The sequence below is a fragment of the Advenella sp. genome (assembly GCF_052108595.1).
In the GTDB taxonomy this organism is placed as follows: Bacteria; Pseudomonadota; Gammaproteobacteria; order Burkholderiales; family Burkholderiaceae_B; genus Advenella.
The window spans coordinates 1-19,653 of sequence record NZ_JBQEAU010000029.1; the positions used below are offsets into that span (position 1 = coordinate 1).

A 19,653-nucleotide genomic window follows, 5' to 3' on the forward strand; every position below is an offset into this window, starting at 1 on the left:
CATGACCCCGTCCATGGTTCGCTTTTCAGCGGTACCTCGCACTCTGTATGCCGCAGTACTCGCTGTACTCTCTGTTTCCGGCGCCCATGCCCAGACGCAGCAGGAGCAGGTCAAAACGACGCCAGTCGCCCAATTGGGTATTATTCGTGCGACCAGCGACGCGACGTCAACCGAACCCACCATTGGTTTTCAATCTACGGTCAGCCGTGCGGCCAGCCGGGCCGACATGGACTGGATCGAAACACCGCACTCGGTTTCATCTCTGACACGGGATCGTATTGATGCCATTGGCGCTTCCACTGGAACCGATGCGCTGCGCTATACGCCCGGGGCCTTTACCGGGCTGGTGGGCGGCGCTACCCGCTACGATTACATCAGCCTGCGCGGCTTCAACGAAAACAGCACCGACAACCTGAATCTGGATGGGCAAAAGGTGCTGAGCGACTCGGGCACCTATAGCTCGGTACAGATTGATCCGTACACCCTGGAGCGTATCGACGTTTATCGCGGCCCCACCAGCGTACTGTACGGTCGCAACTCACCGGGCGGCCTGGTCTCCTACAGTTCAAAACGGCCGCTGGATGAGCCGTACCACGAAATCACAGCCGGCATCGGCAATATGGGGCAAACCCATCTTGGCTTTGACATGACCGGCCCGATAGACAAGGAAGGCAACGCTGCCTATCGCATAGTGGGCATCACACGCAACAGCAAGACCCAGTTCGACAACAACCGGGTCGAACGTTATACGCTGGCGCCGTCCCTGAAATTCAAACTGGGTGAAAACAGCCGCCTGCTGTTGCAGGGCTACTTCCAGAAAGACCCCAGCACTGGTTTTCATAGCGGCTTTCCGGCAGATGCAACAATCAATACCGATCATAATGGCCGCCGCATTTCCCCGGAATTCTCGGATGATGATGAAGGCGGAAAATTCAGCCGCACGCTGTCCATGCTGGGCTACCAGTTCGAACATGACTTCACGCCGAATCTGACATTCAAGAACTCGTTCCGGATGACCAGCCTGAAGTCCAAAATGGCCCAGTTCTATGGTTATGGCTGGTACGATGAAAACTCGCTGAACCGGTACTATTCCGGCGGCTATGAAGAACTCGAAGCCCACCAGTTCGACACCAGCCTGACGGCGGTGTTTCATACTGGCGCGGCCGCACATGAAGTGATCGCCGGCTTTGACTATCAGCATCGCAATGCCAGTGGTCAGTGGGATTCAGGCACGGCCAACCCGCTTGATGCGTTTGATCCGGTCTATGGAAACCCGGGTTTGAATATCAACTACAGCGAACCGTTTGACCGTACGCTGGAACAATTCGGCATGTATTTGCAGGACACAGTCCGCTATGGCGCGCTGACCGGCCTGTTCAGCATTCGTCATGATATTGTGGATCTGGACAACCGCAATTCCCTGCTCAATACCAAATCCGGCTACAAGGGCAGCAACACCACGTTTCGCGCCGGCTTAAGCTACGCCTTTGACAACGGCATTTCGCCATACGCCAGTTACAGCGAGTCTTTCAACCCCAACGGCTACACCGACATCAACAATCAGGTGCTGCCGCCAACCGAAGCCAGGCAATATGAAGCGGGCGTAAAATATCAGCCGACCGAACATGTCATGCTGTCTGCCGCCTACTATGACCTGAAACAGGAAAACGTCGCAGCACGGCATTCTTCGGCTACCAGTTACTACGTGCCGCTGGGCGTGGTGCATTCGCGTGGCATCGAGCTGGAAGCCAACGCCAATATCACCGACAACTTCACCGTCATGGCCAGCTATACCATGAACAACATGAAGCTGAAAAAAGGCGACAATGCCGGCAACCGGCCATTTCAGGCACCCAAGCAAATGGCCAGCCTATGGGGCCGCTACAGCATGAACAACGGGCTGGCCCTATCGGCAGGCGTTCGTTATGTTGGCAAGAGCTGGGCGGACAATGAAAACACAGTGCGGGTTCCCGCATATACCCTGCTTGACCTGGGTGCAGAATATGACCTTGGCCGCATGAATTCGAATCTGAAAGGGGCCACCGTGCGCCTGAATGTGAACAACGTCACCGATAAGACCTATGTGGCATCATGCGCCACCACCAACTTCTGCTACTATGGGGAAAAACGCAATATCAAGGCGACCTTCAGCTACAAATGGTAATCCAGGAAGACATCTCCTTCTATGAGCAATTGCAACAGGCACTTGGGCGCCTGTTGCCCGTTTCAACAACGCCGCTGTGCGGCCCCGCCGACCTGACCTTTGGCCAGGTGCGGCAGGATGTATTGCAATTGCTATTTGACGACGTAGCGCGGCTTCATCCCGAGGCCGGTCGCCACTATTGGAACGCCCATACCTGGCGCACCTGCATGTGGGTGCCTGTGTATACAACCATTCTTGCCTACGAACATCATCGCTGCCTGGTCGATTCTCGCCGGCTGCAGCTGCACTTTTCCGAAGGCCTGGCCCAACAGGCCTATTTACCCGAAGACGCAATTACGCTGAATATTGCGGATGAAACAGAGCCGGCCGCTACGCTGGCCGACAGTCTGGAACAGGTTCGCCTGGCCTTGTGCAATATCACGCCAGTGGCCGCCAAGCTGGCGGGGCGCCATACCGCAGACAGCGTGCTGGCTGCATTGCTGCTGTACTACCATGATCTGCCGCAATACAGCACTGCCCATATTCGTGCCCGTGGCCATGTCTGGCTGCAGGCTATCGGCCTGCCGGCAGAAAGTGGTTATCTGGATATTGATATGAGCCGCTACAGCCTGCCGGACCGGCTGTCGCTGAACCGTCGCGTCTGCTGCCAATACTTTCGCTGTCCGAATGCCAAACTGTGCAGCAATTGCCCCAAGATCCCCATGGAAGAGCGCCTGCCGCTATTGGCCAGCGAATGGGCAGAACACGATCGCGCGCACGCACAGGCAGCGTCAGAAACCTAAATTGCCGCAGACTGCGGCATTACTTTTGGTTATTTCTCGTTGTTTCTTTACGATTACTGTCATGCAGTGCCAGGCACGGATCCGGCAAGCGGCCACTCATTGCGATGTCCCCTTTACCAATGTCCCTTTACCAATGTCCCATTAACAACGTCCTTTACCGGTACACTTCTATCCGCGTGCCTTTGCCCGCATTCCTTTATTCGAGCTCGTCCAGGAACGTCAGTATCGCCTCGCCATAGGTATCCAGCTTGTGCTGCCCGACGCCATTGACGGCCGCCAAGTCGCTGAGTGTGCTCGGTTCCAGTTCGGCAATTTGCGCCAGCGTATCGTCCTTGAAAATCACGTAGGCCGGCACGCCGTGTTCCTTGGCAATATCACGCCGCCATTGCCGCAAGCTTTCAAATCGCGATTGCGCTGCCGCCGACAGCACGCGAACTTCGCGCTTACCACGGGGCATGATATTGCGCGATCGTGCCGCAGCGCGGGCAGACTCCTTGCGCATCATCAGCACCTGCTCGCCCTTGAGTACGCTGCGGCTTTTTTCGGTCAACGCCAGCGTCCCGTAACCATCACCATCGACCGTGACAACATTGGCCGCCATCAGCTGTCGCAACACACTGCGCCAGCCCTGCTCGGAAATATCCTCGCCAATACCGAAGACAGACAGGGTGTCATGCGAATGCTGCGCCACCTTGTCAGTGCGCTTGCCGCGCAGAATATCGATCAGATGCCCTGCCCCATAACGCTGATCGCGTTCGCGATGCAGGCGATAAATAGCAGACAGAATCTTCTGGGCTGCCACGGTGCCATCCCAGGTTTGCGGCGGCGTCAGACAGACATCGCAATTGCCGCAGGGCTCTGATTGCTGCCCGAAATAGGCCAGCAAACGGGTGCGCCGACACTGCACGGTTTCGCACAGGGCCAGCATGCCATCCAGTTGCGCCCCCGAGCGACGCTTGAAAAATTCATCGCCCGTGGAGTCGTCAATCATTTTACGTTGCTGCACCACATCCTGCAGCCCATAGGCCATCCAGGCGGTGGCCGGCAAGCCATCCCGACCTGCCCTGCCGGTTTCCTGATAATAGCCTTCGACCGATTTGGGCAGATCGATATGTGCTACGAAACGCACATCGGGCTTGTTGATACCCATGCCAAATGCAATCGTAGCAACCATGACCACGCCGTCGTCCCGCAAAAAGCGTGCCTGTCGCTGCGCCCGCAACTCTGCCGGCAGGCCCGCATGATAGGCCATCGCGTCAATGCCCTCCCGACAGAGAAACTCTGCCGTGTCTTCGGTTTTATTGCGCGATAAGCAATACACGATACCCGAATCGCCCGCATGCTCTTCGCGAATAAAGCCCAGCAGCTGGCGGCGCACGTCATTTTTTTCGACAATGACATATCTGATATTGGGACGGTCAAATCCTGCCACGAAATGCCGTGCCTGCGTCAGGCCCAGCCGTTGTGCAATTTCATCGCGAGTCTGTGGCGTCGCGGTGGCGGTCAGCGCAATGCGGGGCACATCTGGCCATTGTTCCTGCAGGCGGGACAGGCCCAGGTATTCAGGACGGAAATCATGCCCCCATTGCGAGACGCAATGGGCTTCATCAATCGCAAACAGGGCAATGCGCCCCCGTTCCAGCAGGCGCATGCAGCGGTCGGTCAAGAGGCGTTCGGGGGCGACATAGAGAAAATCCAGTTCGCCACGCGCAAACGCGTTTTCCACCTCGCGAATGGTCTCCCATTCCTGGCTGGAGTTCAGAAAGGCCGCGCGTGCGCCCAGCTCGCGCAGGGCATCGACCTGGTCCTGCATCAGCGCAATAAGCGGAGAGACCACGATGGCGGTTCCCGGGCGGATAAGCGCAGGCACCTGATAGCACAGCGATTTGCCGGCGCCGGTTGGCATAAGCACGAGCGCATCGTGGCCTGCGACCAGATGTTCAACAATGGCCTGCTGCTCGCCACGAAAGGAATCGTAACCAAAAACACGTTTCAGGACAGACAGCGGGGTGGTGGAATCAGACACTAGAAATGAGACACAAAAAATATAAGCCGGTAATTAACTGACAAAGGTTTAAGCCGCAGCGACCATGGGTCCGCTGTCCGGCACAGGTATAAAGCTATTATAATCGTTATACCGCTACGGAGAGTTCGATATGAAAATCACACATGTGCTAACAGGGGCTATCGGTTGCCTGCTTGCCGTTGCTGCGCAATCTGCGCTGGCAAAAATCCCGGTGTACGTCTTTGGCAATACGCCCAATGACCCGATCGGTACCTACATCACGGCGCAGATCCGCAACCAAATTGCCAGCTCGCCCACGCTTACCCTGGTCAACGATATGAACCAGGCGGTCGCCCGCTTAAATCTGCAAAGCGCAGACCCCACGCGCGAGGGCCGATTTACCGCCATTGCAGAAAATGTGGACATCGTCAACGCCGCCTCGCCCATCAATCCCTGGCTCAACATCCAGCAGCACATCCGTATCTGCCTGTCGGAATCCAGCGGCAGCTGCGCCACCACCATTGTAAATGACCTGACCTCCGTGGCCCTGCAATATGGCCCGCCCTTGCAGCAAAAGCTGGGCAGATAGGCGCGACAGTCAGCCGACAGGCTGACTTCACGGCCCTCCCAAACGCGGCCTCATGAGTCCAGATGCCGCGCAATTGCTATACCAGTTCTCTGTTGCCCTTGCGCCAGACAAGGACAGCGATATACTGTTGCATCGAATCGAACATCACAGGACCTGCGGGTCCGCAAGCGAATCACACCATGAATATTGGCATTGCCGGCGCCGGGCTGTTGGGGCGCATCCTCGCCTTGGTGCTCTCACGCCAGGGACACCAGGTTTCCGTATTTGACCCCGCCACGTCCGCACAGGCACGGGTAGCGGCCGGCTGGACTGCCGCCGGCATGCTCAGTCCCATTGCCGAACTCGAAAGCGGCGATGCCGACGTATTCGACATGGGCTTGCGCTCCATCGAGCTGTGGTCGGCACTGGTTCCCACGCTGCGCCTGCCGGTGCAATTTCATGTGCGGGGCAGCCTGCTGGTTGCGCATCGCGGCGATGAAGGGGCGGCAACGCGCCTGACCTCGCTGCTGGATGCCAAAGCGCCGCAACATGCACGCCCGCAGATGCTCACACGCGATCAGTTGCAGTCACTGGAACCTTCGATCCAGGGCCCCAGCCACGCCTGGATGCTGCAAGGTGAAGGACAGATCCATACGGTCCAGGCCATGCAGGCGCTGGCCGAATCTGCTGACAACACCACCTGGCACTGGGGTACCCCGGTGATCAGCTTGAAACCCGGGCAGTTGCAGACAGCGCAAGGCGTGCATGCATTCGACTGGGTATTCGATGTGCGCGGCACCGGCGCCCGGGAGCGTCCTCACGCCAACAGCCATCAACTGAACTGTCGCAATGTGCGTGGCGTACGGGGTGAAATTTTCTGGCTGCAGGCCAGTGGCCTGACCCTTAGCCGGCCTGTTCGCCTGCTGCATCCGCGTTACCGTGTGTACATCGTGCCGCGCGCACCCGATACGGTTGTGGTGGGCGCTAGCGAAATCGAGAGCGAAGACCGCTCGCCGGTATCGCTGCGCAGCACCGTGGAATTGCTGACGGCCGCTCACAGTGTGTTGCCCGAGCTGGCCGAAGCGCGCCTGATCCACACCGAAGTCAATTTGCGGCCTGCCCTGCTAGACAATCTACCCCGTATCGAGAACGAACAGGGCCTGACACGCATCAATGGATTGTTCCGTCATGGTTGGCTGATTGCGCCCGCCGTCGTGGAAAAGGCCCTACAATCAATATTTGAACCCGATTTCAATCTGATTCAAACAGCATGAGCACTCTTCACATTTCCGTCAACGGAACCGAACACAACATCGCCAGCGGCACCACGCTGGCCCAGCTGATTGCGCATTTGCAAAGCACGGCCGGCCAGGCCGATGACCCCGCCGCCGTTGCCACTGCGGTCAATGAAGTTTTTATTCCCCGACCCAAGCGCGGCGACACCGTATTGTCCGAGGGCGATCAGGTATTTACTTTCAGCCCTATCACCGGCGGCTAACCCAGCTGCATCACGATTATGAAACCATTTGCTATCGCAGACACATTGCTGGAGAGTCGCTTCTTTCTGGGCACCGCGGGCTACCCGTCGCCCAAAGTATTGCAGGACGCAATCACTGCCTCGGGGGCCGCGGTCATTACCGTCGGGCTCAAGCGGCAGCTGACGCCCTCGGCAAGCGGCGGCGCCGGTGCGGCGCTGGACAATTCCTTTTTTCAGATGCTCAAAGACTCCGGCCTGCATCTGCTGCCCAATACCGCAGGCTGCAAAACGGGGCGTGAAGCGATTACGCTGGCGCAGATGGCGCGGGAAATTTTTGGAACGCACTGGATCAAACTGGAAGTGATCGGCGACGACTACACGCTGCAGCCCGATCCGATCGAATTGATTGGCGCGGCCGAAGAACTGGCCAAAGACGGTTTTGAAGTGTTTCCCTATTGCACGGACGATCTGGTGACCTGCCGTCGCCTGCTGGATGTCGGCTGCCGGCTGTTGATGCCCTGGGGAGCACCTATCGGCTCCGGGCAGGGTCTGACCAACCCGCATGGGCTACGCATCCTGCGTGCACGCCTGCCGGATGTCCCGCTCATTGTCGACGCCGGTATCGGCTCGCCCATGGACGCGGTGCAAGCCATGCAAATGGGCTACGATGCCGTCCTGCTTAACTCGGCCGTATCCCAGGCCCATGATCCGGTGAAAATGGCAGAAGCATTCAAACTGGCCGTGCAGGCCGGACGCATGGGCTTTGAGGCAGGCATCATGGCCAGGCAAGACATGGCTGTTCCTTCCACACAAGTCACCGGCCGGCCGTTTCTACTGTAACCGCGCCGATTATATCGGCAGCGCCAACAGCGCCGCCCCATAGGCCGCCATCCCGGCCAGTACTGCAAACCCCGCATTGCGGGTAAGCCGGGCGCACACGCCTGCCGCGACCAGACCGCAAAAATAACTCAGCACGCTGGTGGCGCCGGTGGCCTGCTGCAAGTCGGAGTACACCACGACCACAGTCATGGATACCAGCAGCGCCGGCCCCAGAATAACAAACCGGCCCGAGGCCAGGCGGCCAAAAATAGTCGACTTGCGCATCAGCACAAATGGCAAGGCACGCGTCAGCCAGGTCACCACGGCCATGACGACGATGGCCAGCCAGAATTCAGTCTGTCCCATGAGGTTCTCCATCCCTGTCTTTATGCTGTGCGCCACCATCGCTTGCGGCAGCAGCCTGGTCGCCGGGTACATAGCACAACCAGGCACTGACCGTTCCGGCCAGGATGGCAGGCGTTGCTCCGAAGTAGACAAGAAACAGCAAGGTCATCACAGACGCAATCAATAGTGCGCGCAGCATGGGACGTTTCACGCTAAGCAGTGCCAGCGAAAAAAACAGGGCCACAAGGGCAAAGCGCAATATCTGATCGACCTGCGGAAACTGGGCGGTCAGACCGGACCCGGCGACCAGCCCGATAATTGTCCCGCCAATCCAGGCCAGCCACGCGGTCAGGCCCAGCCCGACATACCAGGCAAATTGCGCATTGGCCGGCTGACGTCCCATCGCATGAAAAGCGGTAGCGAACACTTCATCGGTCAGCAAAAAGGCGGCCTGCAAACGCTTGTGCAAGGTATGTGGCAACCATTTGGCGATGAGCGGACCGTAGAGCAGATGGCGCGCGTTGAGTAATGAAACCATGGCGACGATGCCGGGCAGCGGTGTGCCCAGTTTGATGGCGGCAAGGATGAAAAACTGCGAAGCGCCCGCATAGACAAATACCGAGATAAGCACTGTTTCCCAGAACGACAGGCCCACGCCCTTGGCCGCGATCCCGTATGCCATGGCCACCGGCACATAACCGAGCAGCACCGGCACACCAGCCCGAACCCCCCGCCAACCATTGTTTAACACTGACATTCTGAGCGCCTCTCCTCTATCAGATCGCTATTACATCACAGGTATCGGGCTAAAATCCTGCGGTGACCTCAGGCTGCCGCAAATGGCCGACAACAATGCGGCCGGCGGCAAATGCGGGCAATAGCTCATCAAGCAAAAACCGAACCGTGCGCGCACGATTCAAATGCAACAGCATGTAGACATGGCCGGCACACAGGACGTATCCGGAAGGCCTAGCGGTGCCGGCAGCCGCCGTACCGCGCGAGTTGGCAGGCGGCGCCACGCGTGGCGTAAAGCGACAGCAAGCGACGGCAAGCGGTTCAGTTTTTATTTTCGGCCGCTACATAACTGAGTGTCCCAGCCAGCGATGCAACAGCCGGGTGGTCCAGTGGATGGCTTATCCCTTCTTCAACGGGCACAGATGGATAATCGAAAGGACTCACGCCTTCCAGGCATGCAACGTTCACGCTGATTTGCGACGGATCTGAGCGCCTTCGATGGTGGGTATAGATGCCGCAGCGCGAGCAAAAATAGTGCTCTGCAGTCATGGTATTGAACTGATAGCGCGTGAGCCATTGCCCGCCGGACTCGTAGGCAATATCGCCAAGACCGGCCGTGACCACAACGGCCCCTCGCATAGCGCAATAGGAACAATTGCAGCGCCTGACATTGCGCAGCCCGTCTGCGATCAATACGGTAAACCGGACTGCACCACAATGACAGGTGCCGTTAAGCTTGATACCGTCATTCAATGCCCTCTCCTTTTGTCAAAGTTTTTCCGGATCACCCGTTGCGATCAGGTTCTGGCGTTGCGCGACGACGGCCGGCCAGCCGGCCCGCCTGCGAGGAGATAGCCGGCCGACGCATGACAGAAAAATCAGTCCAGCAAACTACGCAGGACATATTGCATGATCCCGCCGTGACGATAGTAGGCTGCCTCGCTGGGCGTATCAATGCGCACGATCGCCTCGAACTGCACGCCATCGGCCTGCACCCGCACGGTTGCGGGTGTGATGTCCTGGTTCAATGTCACGATACCGGTAATGTCAAAGGTTTCTTTTCCTGTCAGGCCGAGCGTTGCCGCATTCTGTCCCTCTGGAAACTGCAGCGGCAGCACGCCCATGCCCAGCAAATTCGATCGGTGAATTCGCTCATACGATTCAGCAATCACAGCCCGCACGCCCAGCAATGCAGTCCCCTTTGCCGCCCAGTCGCGCGACGAACCCGAGCCGTATTCCTTGCCGGCAAGAATGACCAGGGGGATGCCCTTGTCGATATAGGATCGTGATGCGTCGAAAATGGTCGTCACCGGTTCGTCACTGCGCGTAAAGTCCCGAGTAAAGCCGCCTTCGGTGCCCGGAGCCAGTTGATTGCGAAGGCGTACATTGGCGAACGTGCCGCGTATCATGACCTCATGGTTGCCACGCCGCGACCCATACGAGTTGAAGTCTTTGGGATCCACGCCATGCTCAGTCAGGTAGGCTGCGGCCGGCGAGGTTTTAGCAATGGAGCCGGCCGGACTGATATGGTCCGTGGTGACCGAATCACCCAGCATGGCCAGTACCCGCGCGCCCTGTATGTCCGAGACCGGTTCCGGATGGCGCGGCATATTGTCGAAGTATGGCGGTTTGCGCGCATAGGTAGAGGCCTCGTCCCAGTCGAACCGCTCACCTTCAGGCGTCGACAATGCCTGCCAGCGTTCATCACCGGCAAAGACATCAGCGTAGCCTGCGGTGTACATGTCGGACATGATGGCGCCATCCACCACTTCCTGCACTTGCGCAGCTGTTGGCCAGATATCACGCAGATAAACATCTTTCCCGTCGCTGCCCTGACCCAGCGGCTCGTTAAACAGATCAATGTCCATGGTGCCGGCCAGCGCATAAGCCACCACCAGCGGCGGCGACATCAGATAGTTCATCTTGACTTCAGCGTGGATGCGGCCTTCAAAATTCCGGTTGCCAGACAACACTGACACCACCGAGAGATCATGATCTGTGACCGCCTGGCTCACTTCGGGAATAAGCGGACCGGAGTTGCCGATACAGGTTGTGCATCCATACCCCACCAGGTTGAATCCCAATGCGTCAAGGTAGCGCGTCAAACCGGCGCGCTCGTAATAGTCGGTCACGACTCGGGAACCCGGAGCAAGACTGGTCTTGACCCAGGGCTTGCGCTGCAGGCCTTTTTCAACCGCCCGTTTAGCCAGCATCGCGGCCGCGATCATGACCGTGGGATTGGACGTGTTGGTACAGGACGTAATAGCGGCAATCACCACCGAGCCGTGATCGATCTGGCCTTTCGTGCCGTCGCCAAACGTGATGGGAATCGGCGCGCGCGGCTGGCTGTCGTCTGTCGATGCTTGTTCTACATGATCGGTGGGCAGGGCCGAAGACGATTGGGACTCCTCATGGGCCGGCGGATCCGATGCTGGAAAAGATTGATCGACAACCTTGTCATAGCCGTGAGGTTTCTGCTCCGGTTCCCCGATAGACGAGGCGAGCGCCCCGTGAAATGCCGGTTTCGCATCTGACAGCGCGATGCGATCTTGCGGGCGCATCGGACCGGCGATGGAGGGGACCACCTGCGACAAGTCCAGCTCCAGTTTTTCTGAATAGCGTGGTTCGGCTTGCGGATCATGCCAGAGTCCCTGCGCCTTGGCGTAGGCTTCGACCAGTGCAATCTGCTCCTCGGAGCGGCCCGTAAACGCAAGATAACGCAGGGTTTCTGCGTCAATGGGGAAAATGGAAATTGTCGAGCCATACTCCGGGCTCATATTGCCGATGGTCGCCCGGTTGGCCAGGGGCACCGCCGCAACACCAGGCCCATAAAACTCAACGAACTTGCCAACGACGCGATGCTTGCGCAACATTTCTGTAATCGTCAACACAAGATCGGTGGCGGTCGTTCCTTCTGGTAACGTTCCGGTAAGCTTAAAACCGACCACGCGCGGAATCAGCATGGAAATGGGCTGGCCCAGCATGGCCGCTTCGGCTTCGATTCCGCCCACGCCCCACGCAACAACACCCAGACCGTTGACCATCGGCGTATGGGAGTCGGTCCCAACACAGGTATCCGGATAGGCCACTTTCATACCATCGTCATCGGCGGTGAAGACCACGCGCGACAAGTGTTCCAAATTGACCTGATGAACAATGCCGGTGCCGGGGGGCACGACTTTGAAGTCCTGAAAAGCCTGTTGTCCCCAGCGCAAAAACTGATAGCGCTCCAGATTACGTTGATATTCGATCTCGACGTTGCGCTCGAACGCATTGGCCTGCCCGAAAACATCGACAATAACCGAGTGGTCAATGACCAGCTCTACCGGCGCCAGGGGATTAATGCGCTTCGGATCTCCACCCAGGGCATGCATTGCCTCGCGCATGGCAGCCAGATCGACGACTGCAGGAACACCGGTGAAGTCTTGCAACACCACGCGGGCCGGAGTAAAGGCGATCTCACGATCCGGTTGTGCCTGCGGGTCCCAGCCGGCAAGTGCGCGAATGTCTGCCGCCGTAATGTCCTTGCCATTTTCCGTACGCAGCAAATTCTCCAGCAGTATTTTCAGACCGTAAGGAAGCGAGGCAACATCCAGGCCTTCTTCCTTTAACGCATCAAGCCGGTAGATTCGATATGATTGCTCTCCCACTTCGAGTACGCTGCGAGCGCCAAAACTATCCATACTTTTCATGACGTTTTCTCCTTGATCATAAACTTGCCTGGTCTGCGTTCACATCGCAAATGTCGATTGCTGCGCGAGTGGGACGCGACTGTCATTGCCGGTTTCCTGATACGGACTCACACAAGGGAGGCACCTGCGGCGCGAACCATTGGTTCGGCTCTGCAGCTATTGCCTGCGACGACAACTGGTGCAAGACAGCGGACACATGCACCCCATCGGCCTGATACCGACGCACGCAAGCACACTGTCCGAATTGTCGTCATCAAAAAACTGATTTAATGCTCCCCTGTTAAACCGCCTGTTAAGCCACAGCGGTTAAGTCACATCTGTTAAACCACGTCAGCGACGCTGTTTGCCCAAGCAGAAACGCTCTTGTTTCCGCCTGTCGCAAGCACGCGCTATGGGCACCATCCTGAAGCGGCACCCCATACAGGGATCATGCCATAACTTGGTGAGGTATACAAACCGGTCTGCCCTTTGGCGCATAATGCATGCGGTTGCTGTCCTTCTCACAGCGAGTACGGCGCCAGCAGACGTCAGATCACACACTTGACGACTGATCTGAGGATCAAATTAAGGAACTGGCCAAGAATCTGGCCAAGGATAACTTCTGAGGATATGACCAGGGAACAGACTGAAGTGCAGAGGATGGATCAGGCTATGGCGCAGTGTACGGACCGGACCAGCGGTCCATGGCACGAGGATAGCAGCCTCGCCCCGGTGGCGTTATGCCAGACTCTCCGGGGCGACATGAACAGGCTGCTATTCCCAGACAACCAGCAACTTGCCCTGCTTGAATGGATGCGGCATGGTCTGGCTGTAAATGCCATAAGTGGCATACAGGTGCTCGCGCGTCAGCACCCGGTCGGGGGTATCACAAATGACCAGCTCGCCATCGGCCAGCAGCGCAATGCGATCACAATACTGTGCCGCCAGATTGATATCATGGACTATTACCATGACGCCCACTTCATCCTTGTGCGCCAGGTCCGACACAATGCGAAAAAACGCATGCTGATGCTTCGGATCCAGAGCCGAGGTAGGCTCATCCATCAACAAATACCGCGTCTGTCCATCATGGCGCCGGGTCAGCAATTGCACCAGCACCCGGGCAAACTGTACCCGCTGTTTTTCACCGCCGGAAAGCGTCACCCATGACCGGTCAAGCAGATCCTGAACGCCGGCAGTGTGCGCCGCGCGCTGCAACAATGCATTTGCCTCGCCTGGATCCAGTTCCGGAAACGGATACAGACCCATCTGAATAATTTCCTGGATGCCCAGATCAAAGGTCAGGCCACTGCCCTGGGGCAGCACGGCCCGCTGGCGCGCCTGCTCTCGCGCCGTCTGCGAAGCGGCCTCATGACCGTTGATGTAAATAGTACCTGTGTCGCGGGTGCGAACCTCCTGGCTTTCCTGCGCCAGGATGGACAACAATGTCGATTTTCCAGCGCCATTGGCGCCAAGCAACGCCAGCACTTCACCCCGTCTAATTTCAATTGAAATATCACGCAGCACCTGGCGCTGGCCGCGTGTTGCGCAGATGTCGCTGCCGCGCATGCATTGCTCCATGACAGTCATCGCATATTCCTTTTTACCAGCAGCCAGAGAAAGAACGGGCCGCCGATGAGGCTGGTCACCAGGCCGATAGGCAATTCTGCGGGTATGACGACCACGCGCGCCAGCCAGTCTGCCATCACCAGGGCCAGGGCACCGCCCGCCATGGATGCCGGCAGCAGGTGACGATGATTCGCTCCCATGATCATGCGCAGGCAATGCGGCACGACCAGCCCGACAAAGCCGATGCCGCCGGTCATGGCCACCAGTGGGCCGACCAGCAGCGCAATGCCCACGATCAGACGGCGGCGCAGGTGCTTCATGGAAAATCCCAAATGTGATACTTCGCGCTCGCCAAGCAGCAATGCATTTAGCGCACGCCATTCCCGGCACAACAACACACAAATCACGAGCGCCCAGGGGCCGAGCAAGCCGATCGTACGCCAGTTCGCAGACGCCAGGCTGCCCATGCCCCAGAAGGTAAGATCACGCAGTTGGGTATCCGTCGCAATATAGGTAAGCAGACCGATCAGACTGCCGGAAATGGCATTGATGGCAATACCGGCCAGCAGCAATCCGGCCACACCGGCATAACGCCGTCCAACCAGATAGGCCAGCCAGGTACTGAGCAAGCTACCCGCGAACGCAGCAAAGGAAACGACCCAGAAACCTGCGGCCGTAAGCACAATGGCCGAGACCGCGCCCAACGCCGCACCGGCCGAGACCCCGATCAATCCGGGCTCGGCCAGTGGATTACGAAACAGCGCCTGCATGACCACGCCCGATAACGCCAGCGCCGCACCCGTGACAATACCGAAGACCACCCGCGGCAACCGGATATCCAGAAAGATCTGGCGTAGCAACTGGGTTTCATCACCCTGCCCGCCCGTGAGCACCGGCCACCATTGATGGACCGGAATGACCACCGCCCCGCTGACGCTGCCCAGAATAATGGCGGCCAGCAATATGAGCAGCAAGATGGTAAAGGATTTCCTGACCCTGCCCTGATCCGGCGCAGCGTTAATTTGCATAGCCGGCAGCAGCCTTCAATTGCGAAATCGCCAGACCGACCCGCGGTCCCATACCCAGCGCGAGCAAATCATCCATCACCACAATGCGATTATTTTTGACCGCAGGCGTAAAGGCGATGGCAGGGTCCGACTTGAATTTGTCGATGCCGCCCGCCGCTTGCAGCGAGCCGCTGGTGACGATGATCATTTCCGGTTTCAGCGCCAGCAAGCTCTCTGCAGACACCGGTTTATAGCCGCGCTGAGGCTTGAGCACGTTTTCCAGACCGGCCATTTCCATGATCGCACTGGCCGTTGTATCGCCACCGGCCATCAGCTTGGCCCCCGTACGATTCAGGATCAGCACGGTGCGCAGGCTGTCGCTGGGCCTGGCCTGCGCCTGCTTCACATTCGCCTGGATCTCGGCGGCAAGCGCCTTGCCTTTTTCCGGTACGTCCAGGGCCTGGGCAATCTGCTCGATCCGTTCGTACAAAGAATCAACTGTCGGTTTATCTGAAACGGTCACCACCTTGACGCCGACCGATCGGACTTTCTCCAGCGAGGCGGGCGGGCCGGCATTTTCAGAAGCGATCACCAGATCGGGCTTGAGCGACAGTACACCTTCGGCCGGCACAGCGCGATAATAGCCCACGCGCGGCAGTTTGGTGGCTGCCTCGGGATACAGGCTGGACTGATCATCGGCGACCAGCGTATGCTGCATTTTCAGATCGTAAATGATTTCCGTCACCGTGCCGCCCAGAGACACGATTCGCTGTGCCTGCTGCGCGCTGGCGCCACCACAGAAAAAGCTGGCGGCGGCCAGCACGGCAAGACAACGGGTGACGGCATTTTGTTTCATTGGGTGATTCCGTTTTGTTGGTTCGGCCATGCCATCAAGCGGCCAGCGGTTGCTTGCAAAGCGATTCAAGCAGCTCGCGCCATTGCCTGATCTCGGGCACGCCAGGCTTGCGCGCGCCAAAGAACTGCACAATTTGTTCACCGTCTTCGGAATACCCTTCCAGCGAAGTTACCCAGCCGTCTTCGGTGGGTTTGTTCACGATCCAGGTGCTGTGGATGGCCGTGGTGTTCAGATGCAGATTGAATTTCGGATCCAAAATATTGAACCAGGGGCCGGTACGCATGAGTTTTTTGATCGGACCCGAGTGAATCTGGATCATACCTTTATTGCCGACAAAGCACATAATGGGCAGATCCGATTCGGCCGCTTTTTGCAGCATGACTTCGACAGCGTCATTGTCTACGCGCTGCGCCAGATCTTCGCCTGCGCTCTCCAGCACCTGCACGCGAGGCAGATTCCATTTTTTCAACAGGCCCGCAAAATCGTGGGTATCGGTCATGCCCAGCCAATCTTCGCGCAAATGCGCGGGCACTTCGCTGGCATAGGCTTTTGGCGCCGCAGGGGTCCGGTCAACCGGTGTGGGCTCCTGATTGGCGGCACGGAATTTCTCCACCAGCCCGTCATATGCCGTCATGTCCGAATTTTCGGTGCAATACACCTTATGCAAGGCCATGCCTGCGCCGTCAAAAAACTGGATACTCTTGCGGCCATTTTGGGTCACGGCCCAGGCATATTTCCAGCTGGAGAAAAATACCCGCAAGTCAAGATCGGCGCCCAATACCAGACCGACCGGGCCATTGCCCACCTTGACCGATTCATAGCGCCCGTGGCGTTCGTGAACACACCATTCATTGCGAGTGAGCAGCATGACTTCGCCCAGCGTTTGCAGTTCCTTGAAAATGGTCTGCGCCGACCCTTCCAGCAGAGTGGCGTCAATATCGCCACATTGGGCGGCAACCAGTTCCATTTCACTGACGTTCAGTTTTTCTGCCGCATTGCGTACGCGCATTTTGGGCTCATCCTGCACTAATGCGTCATAACGGGCTTTCAAATCAGTGCTCTGTTGTGTCATGGGTATCTCTCTTGTAGTAGCTAAACGGTTTTGACCGGACAATCTTGCGATGGCCCGGCCAGTCTGAAAATCTTCGTCGGTCAATATTGATAGCTGACTGACACCCGCACATAGCGGCCTGCTTCGGAATAATAATCTACCGGACGAGGGATGGCTGCGGTGCCTGCGGTGGGCACGCTCAGTGCATTCCAGTATTTCTTGTCAAACAAATTGATCACGCTGAGCTGGAACTTGACACCCTTCAAGCTGGCAGGCGCCCACCAGCCGTGTACGTCAAGCGTACCATAACCGGGGGCCTGAAAATCCGCATTTCGGGCTTCTGCCGTGGGCTGCGGATATTGCACTTTATCGCGTTTGTTTGCCAGTGTCCATACCGTCTCCGCCCCCCACTGCGGCGTTCTGTAGCCCAGTGCCAGTGTGCCTTTGAGAGGCGCGACCGAATTCAGATGCTGGCCGGTTTCCAGGTCTTTGCCAACCGTCCATGCAACCGTCGCCCTGGTATACAGGTTGTCGTTGACGTTCCAGTAGCCCATGGCTTCTGCGCCGTAAATCCGGACGCGATCGCGATTGGCATAAGTGGTCACGCCCAGCGGATACAGCCCCTGTTGGCGCAATGCATAGAACGGCGAATCGGGACCGACGGGAACGTCTTTATCGATGAAATCCTTGTATCGTGTCTCAAATATATTCAAGGAACCGCCGACGATCTGCCCCCTGGCCTGAAAACCCAGTTCCCAGCCACGGCTGCGCTCGGCCTTCAGATTGGGATCGCCCTTGCGCATGTAGTTGGCGGCAGACCCATACTGTAAAAAGAGCTCCGGTGCCGTGGGCGCCCGGTAGCCATAACCATAGCGGGCTGTCACACGATAGATGTCCGACGCGTTCCAGGCGAACTCGAGCGAAGGAGAAATCTGATTGCCGCTACGATTTCGCAGTTCACTTTCATAGCCGTTCTGGTTGGATGCAAAACCGCCGCCGGTCTGCGGTTTGCGCGACCAGCCATCGTAACGCAGGGCCGGAGTCAGTTCGAACTGGCCGTCGTTCCATATGAATGCATGGCTGGCAAACAGCGACCAGTCGCGGCTTTTGACTTTGGGCGTATCACCCTGGTTGGAATGCAGGAAGTCGCAGGTGCGCGGCCCCATGGGCGCAGGCAGGCCAGCTGGAACGACAGGACAATTATCTACACCGGCCGAGTATTGTTCATAGGTGTCGTCAGCAAATGTACCGGCCACGGTCCAGTGACCGCGCAACGCGGCATCGCCCCAATAGCCGCCCGCACTCAGATTGAGGCCCCAGCCCTTTTGCTCGATGCTGTTATTGCGCTCGTACGGTCCGTAAGGATATCCGTAACGGAACGGATTCCCAGGAATTGCTACGGCACGCGGGTCAAACACTTTATTGCGAATGGCTTGTTGATTCTGCTCCAGGGTGGTCTTGCTCCAGTACAACTGGATTCCAGCCTGATCCAGGGCTGAGTAAGCCTGCGTTGCCTTGTAGTTATAGTCTGCCCAGATACGGTCGCGTTTCATCCTCTCGGTCAGCTCATTATTACCGATTGCATAGGCGGTGGTATTCTGGTCATGCATCTGGTCGATATCGCGATCCAGCCTGAACGTGCTCGCTCCCAGGCCAAGCGTGTGGCCAGGCGCCAATTCGTGCTCAAGCCGCAGCCCCACGTTCTTGCTGGTGTAATCGGCCGGATTCATCTTGGTACGCGCTGGGCCGTAGCCGCCAATATCGCCACCATTCTCGGCTTCGCTACCGGTACGGATGCCGTACTGGATCAGCATTTTGGTTGACGCGCCCAGCCGGGCTGCGAACGCGATATCGCCGCCAATGCTGTTATCCAGGCCATCATGCGTGCCCTTGACCAGCAAACCGATATCCTTGCCGTCGGCCAGCAGATCGTCCGGTCGCAGGCCGCGCAGCATCACCGTGCCCGTCAGGGCAGAAGTATTGCCAGCACCGGCGCCGCGCACCACATCAACGGAGGAAAGTGTATTGAAGTTGATGGTCTCCAGGCCTCCCTTGACATCGCGGCTGCCATCAAACAACCACGGCACCGGAATGCCGTCTTCCAGGATGCGGACCCGATTGCCGTCCAGGCCTCGCATATTGACGCTTTTATTGCTGCGATTGAAATTCAGCCCGGGAATCAGCCGCCCCAGGTCAGACCAGTTCTGAACCTGTCTGTCGGCAATCTCGGCCGCGCTGGTGGAGGTCTCCCAACTGGCGGCCGCAGCCTCTGCCTGCGCGTGGACCACGCCCAGCTTCGGGATGGCCGGATTCGAAAACGCAGCGGCGTTACCGCTCCCAGTCATGGCCTGTCCATGGGCAACGCCAGTGCAAAGCAACGATGCAAGTAGGGTCAGGCGAAAGGACGGAAAGGAGGCTGTTTTCATAGTTGCAAGATAGGTAAAGAAGATCCCGGCATGCCGAATGCGCAAAGCCAGAAGCCGGGGATACATGTTGAAATAACTGAAACCGAATAATACTATGAATGATAATAGTTATCAATACCATTATTATTAAATAAATACGATTCCGCTCAATCAAGCTGCCTCCAGCACCCCGCTTACA

16 protein-coding genes are annotated in these 19,653 nt (G+C 57.8%); 6 read left to right on the top strand and 10 right to left on the bottom strand.

The window, feature by feature from the left end; translation table 11 throughout:
* On the top strand, window positions 1-2,164 hold a 2,164-nt coding region (locus tag ACTIKR_RS07240; protein ID WP_226816465.1), incomplete at its 5' end, for a TonB-dependent siderophore receptor.
* Window positions 2,158-2,946, top strand: coding sequence for a (2Fe-2S)-binding protein (locus ACTIKR_RS07245; RefSeq protein ID WP_193087320.1), 789 nt, complete (start codon window positions 2,158-2,160; stop codon window positions 2,944-2,946). The genes ACTIKR_RS07240 and ACTIKR_RS07245, both read left to right, overlap by 7 nt.
* 196 nt (window positions 2,947-3,142) lie before the next feature.
* Here ACTIKR_RS07245 and recQ read toward each other — a convergent pair whose 3' ends face one another.
* Window positions 3,143-4,972, bottom strand: a complete 1,830-nt coding sequence (gene recQ, locus ACTIKR_RS07250) for a DNA helicase RecQ (protein WP_193087319.1) — start codon at window positions 4,970-4,972, stop codon at window positions 3,143-3,145.
* Between the two features lie 130 nt (window positions 4,973-5,102).
* Here recQ and ACTIKR_RS07255 point away from each other — a divergent pair, with 130 nt between their 5' ends.
* From ACTIKR_RS07255 to ACTIKR_RS07270, 4 genes are all read left to right on the top strand, one after another.
* Window positions 5,103-5,540 (top strand): hypothetical protein, encoded by a 438-nt coding sequence (locus ACTIKR_RS07255; RefSeq protein WP_128395018.1) that lies wholly within the window; start codon window positions 5,103-5,105, stop codon window positions 5,538-5,540.
* A 179-nt stretch (window positions 5,541-5,719) separates the two neighbouring features.
* Entirely contained in the window at window positions 5,720-6,793 is a 1,074-nt protein-coding gene (locus tag ACTIKR_RS07260) for an FAD-dependent oxidoreductase (protein WP_442327476.1), read from the top strand.
* The gene (thiS, locus tag ACTIKR_RS07265; RefSeq protein ID WP_442327477.1) at window positions 6,790-7,017 is read left to right on the top strand and encodes a sulfur carrier protein ThiS; all 228 of its coding nucleotides are present in this window, start codon (window positions 6,790-6,792) and stop codon (window positions 7,015-7,017) included. Before ACTIKR_RS07260 ends, thiS begins: the two co-directional genes overlap by 4 nt.
* Window positions 7,018-7,035: 18 nt before the next feature.
* Window positions 7,036-7,836: a thiazole synthase gene (locus ACTIKR_RS07270; RefSeq protein ID WP_193087316.1), complete on the top strand. Its 801-nt coding sequence runs from the start codon at window positions 7,036-7,038 to the stop codon at window positions 7,834-7,836.
* Window positions 7,837-7,845: 9 nt separating this feature from the next.
* Here ACTIKR_RS07270 and ACTIKR_RS07275 read toward each other — a convergent pair whose 3' ends face one another.
* The 9 genes from ACTIKR_RS07275 to ACTIKR_RS07315 form a co-directional block, all read right to left on the bottom strand.
* A complete protein-coding gene (locus tag ACTIKR_RS07275; RefSeq protein WP_193087315.1) occupies window positions 7,846-8,181 on the bottom strand; it encodes an AzlD domain-containing protein in 336 nt (111 codons plus the stop codon).
* Window positions 8,168-8,917 carry an AzlC family ABC transporter permease gene (locus ACTIKR_RS07280; RefSeq protein WP_442327478.1) on the bottom strand — a complete coding sequence of 250 codons (750 nt, stop codon included), beginning with the start codon at window positions 8,915-8,917 and terminating at the stop codon, window positions 8,168-8,170. The genes ACTIKR_RS07275 and ACTIKR_RS07280 overlap by 14 nt, the downstream gene beginning before the upstream one ends.
* 299 nt (window positions 8,918-9,216) lie before the next feature.
* A complete protein-coding gene (locus ACTIKR_RS07285) occupies window positions 9,217-9,648 on the bottom strand; it encodes a GFA family protein (RefSeq protein ID WP_442327479.1) in 432 nt (143 codons plus the stop codon).
* 125 nt (window positions 9,649-9,773) lie between these two features.
* Window positions 9,774-12,587 (bottom strand): aconitate hydratase, encoded by a 2,814-nt coding sequence (locus ACTIKR_RS07290; protein WP_442327480.1) that lies wholly within the window; start codon window positions 12,585-12,587, stop codon window positions 9,774-9,776.
* A gap of 753 nt (window positions 12,588-13,340) precedes the next feature.
* Window positions 13,341-14,156, bottom strand: coding sequence for a heme ABC transporter ATP-binding protein (locus tag ACTIKR_RS07295; RefSeq protein WP_442327481.1), 816 nt, complete (start codon window positions 14,154-14,156; stop codon window positions 13,341-13,343).
* Window positions 14,153-15,163 carry a FecCD family ABC transporter permease gene (locus ACTIKR_RS07300; protein WP_442327482.1) on the bottom strand — a complete coding sequence of 337 codons (1,011 nt, stop codon included), beginning with the start codon at window positions 15,161-15,163 and terminating at the stop codon, window positions 14,153-14,155. The genes ACTIKR_RS07295 and ACTIKR_RS07300 overlap by 4 nt, the downstream gene beginning before the upstream one ends.
* Window positions 15,153-15,998, bottom strand: coding sequence for a heme/hemin ABC transporter substrate-binding protein (locus tag ACTIKR_RS07305; protein WP_193087311.1), 846 nt, complete (start codon window positions 15,996-15,998; stop codon window positions 15,153-15,155). The genes ACTIKR_RS07300 and ACTIKR_RS07305 overlap by 11 nt, the downstream gene beginning before the upstream one ends.
* Before the next feature lie 34 nt (window positions 15,999-16,032).
* The gene (locus ACTIKR_RS07310) at window positions 16,033-17,070 is read right to left on the bottom strand and encodes a hemin-degrading factor (protein ID WP_442327483.1); all 1,038 of its coding nucleotides are present in this window, start codon (window positions 17,068-17,070) and stop codon (window positions 16,033-16,035) included.
* Window positions 17,071-17,150: 80 nt separating this feature from the next.
* Complete coding sequence (locus ACTIKR_RS07315) at window positions 17,151-19,475, bottom strand: TonB-dependent hemoglobin/transferrin/lactoferrin family receptor (RefSeq protein ID WP_442327484.1); 2,325 nt, start codon at window positions 19,473-19,475, stop codon at window positions 17,151-17,153.
* Window positions 19,476-19,653: the final 178 nt, after the last annotated feature.

Bases quoted from the DNA above. Each gene is read 5' to 3' on its own strand.
- ACTIKR_RS07245 (WP_193087320.1), top strand. From the start codon at position 2,158: ATGGTAATCCAGGAAGACATCTCCTTCTATGAGCAATTGCAACAGGCA.
- ACTIKR_RS07255 (WP_128395018.1), top strand. From the start codon at position 5,103: ATGAAAATCACACATGTGCTAACAGGGGCTATCGGTTGCCTGCTTGCC.
- ACTIKR_RS07260 (WP_442327476.1), top strand. From the start codon at position 5,720: ATGAATATTGGCATTGCCGGCGCCGGGCTGTTGGGGCGCATCCTCGCC.
- thiS (WP_442327477.1), top strand. From the start codon at position 6,790: ATGAGCACTCTTCACATTTCCGTCAACGGAACCGAACACAACATCGCC.
- ACTIKR_RS07270 (WP_193087316.1), top strand. From the start codon at position 7,036: ATGAAACCATTTGCTATCGCAGACACATTGCTGGAGAGTCGCTTCTTT.
- ACTIKR_RS07275 (WP_193087315.1), bottom strand. From the start codon at position 8,181: ATGGGACAGACTGAATTCTGGCTGGCCATCGTCGTCATGGCCGTGGTG.
- ACTIKR_RS07280 (WP_442327478.1), bottom strand. From the start codon at position 8,917: ATGTCAGTGTTAAACAATGGTTGGCGGGGGGTTCGGGCTGGTGTGCCG.
- ACTIKR_RS07290 (WP_442327480.1), bottom strand. From the start codon at position 12,587: ATGAAAAGTATGGATAGTTTTGGCGCTCGCAGCGTACTCGAAGTGGGA.
- ACTIKR_RS07295 (WP_442327481.1), bottom strand. From the start codon at position 14,156: ATGACTGTCATGGAGCAATGCATGCGCGGCAGCGACATCTGCGCAACA.
- ACTIKR_RS07300 (WP_442327482.1), bottom strand. From the start codon at position 15,163: ATGCAAATTAACGCTGCGCCGGATCAGGGCAGGGTCAGGAAATCCTTT.
- ACTIKR_RS07305 (WP_193087311.1), bottom strand. From the start codon at position 15,998: ATGAAACAAAATGCCGTCACCCGTTGTCTTGCCGTGCTGGCCGCCGCC.
- ACTIKR_RS07310 (WP_442327483.1), bottom strand. From the start codon at position 17,070: ATGACACAACAGAGCACTGATTTGAAAGCCCGTTATGACGCATTAGTG.
- ACTIKR_RS07315 (WP_442327484.1), bottom strand. From the start codon at position 19,475: ATGAAAACAGCCTCCTTTCCGTCCTTTCGCCTGACCCTACTTGCATCG.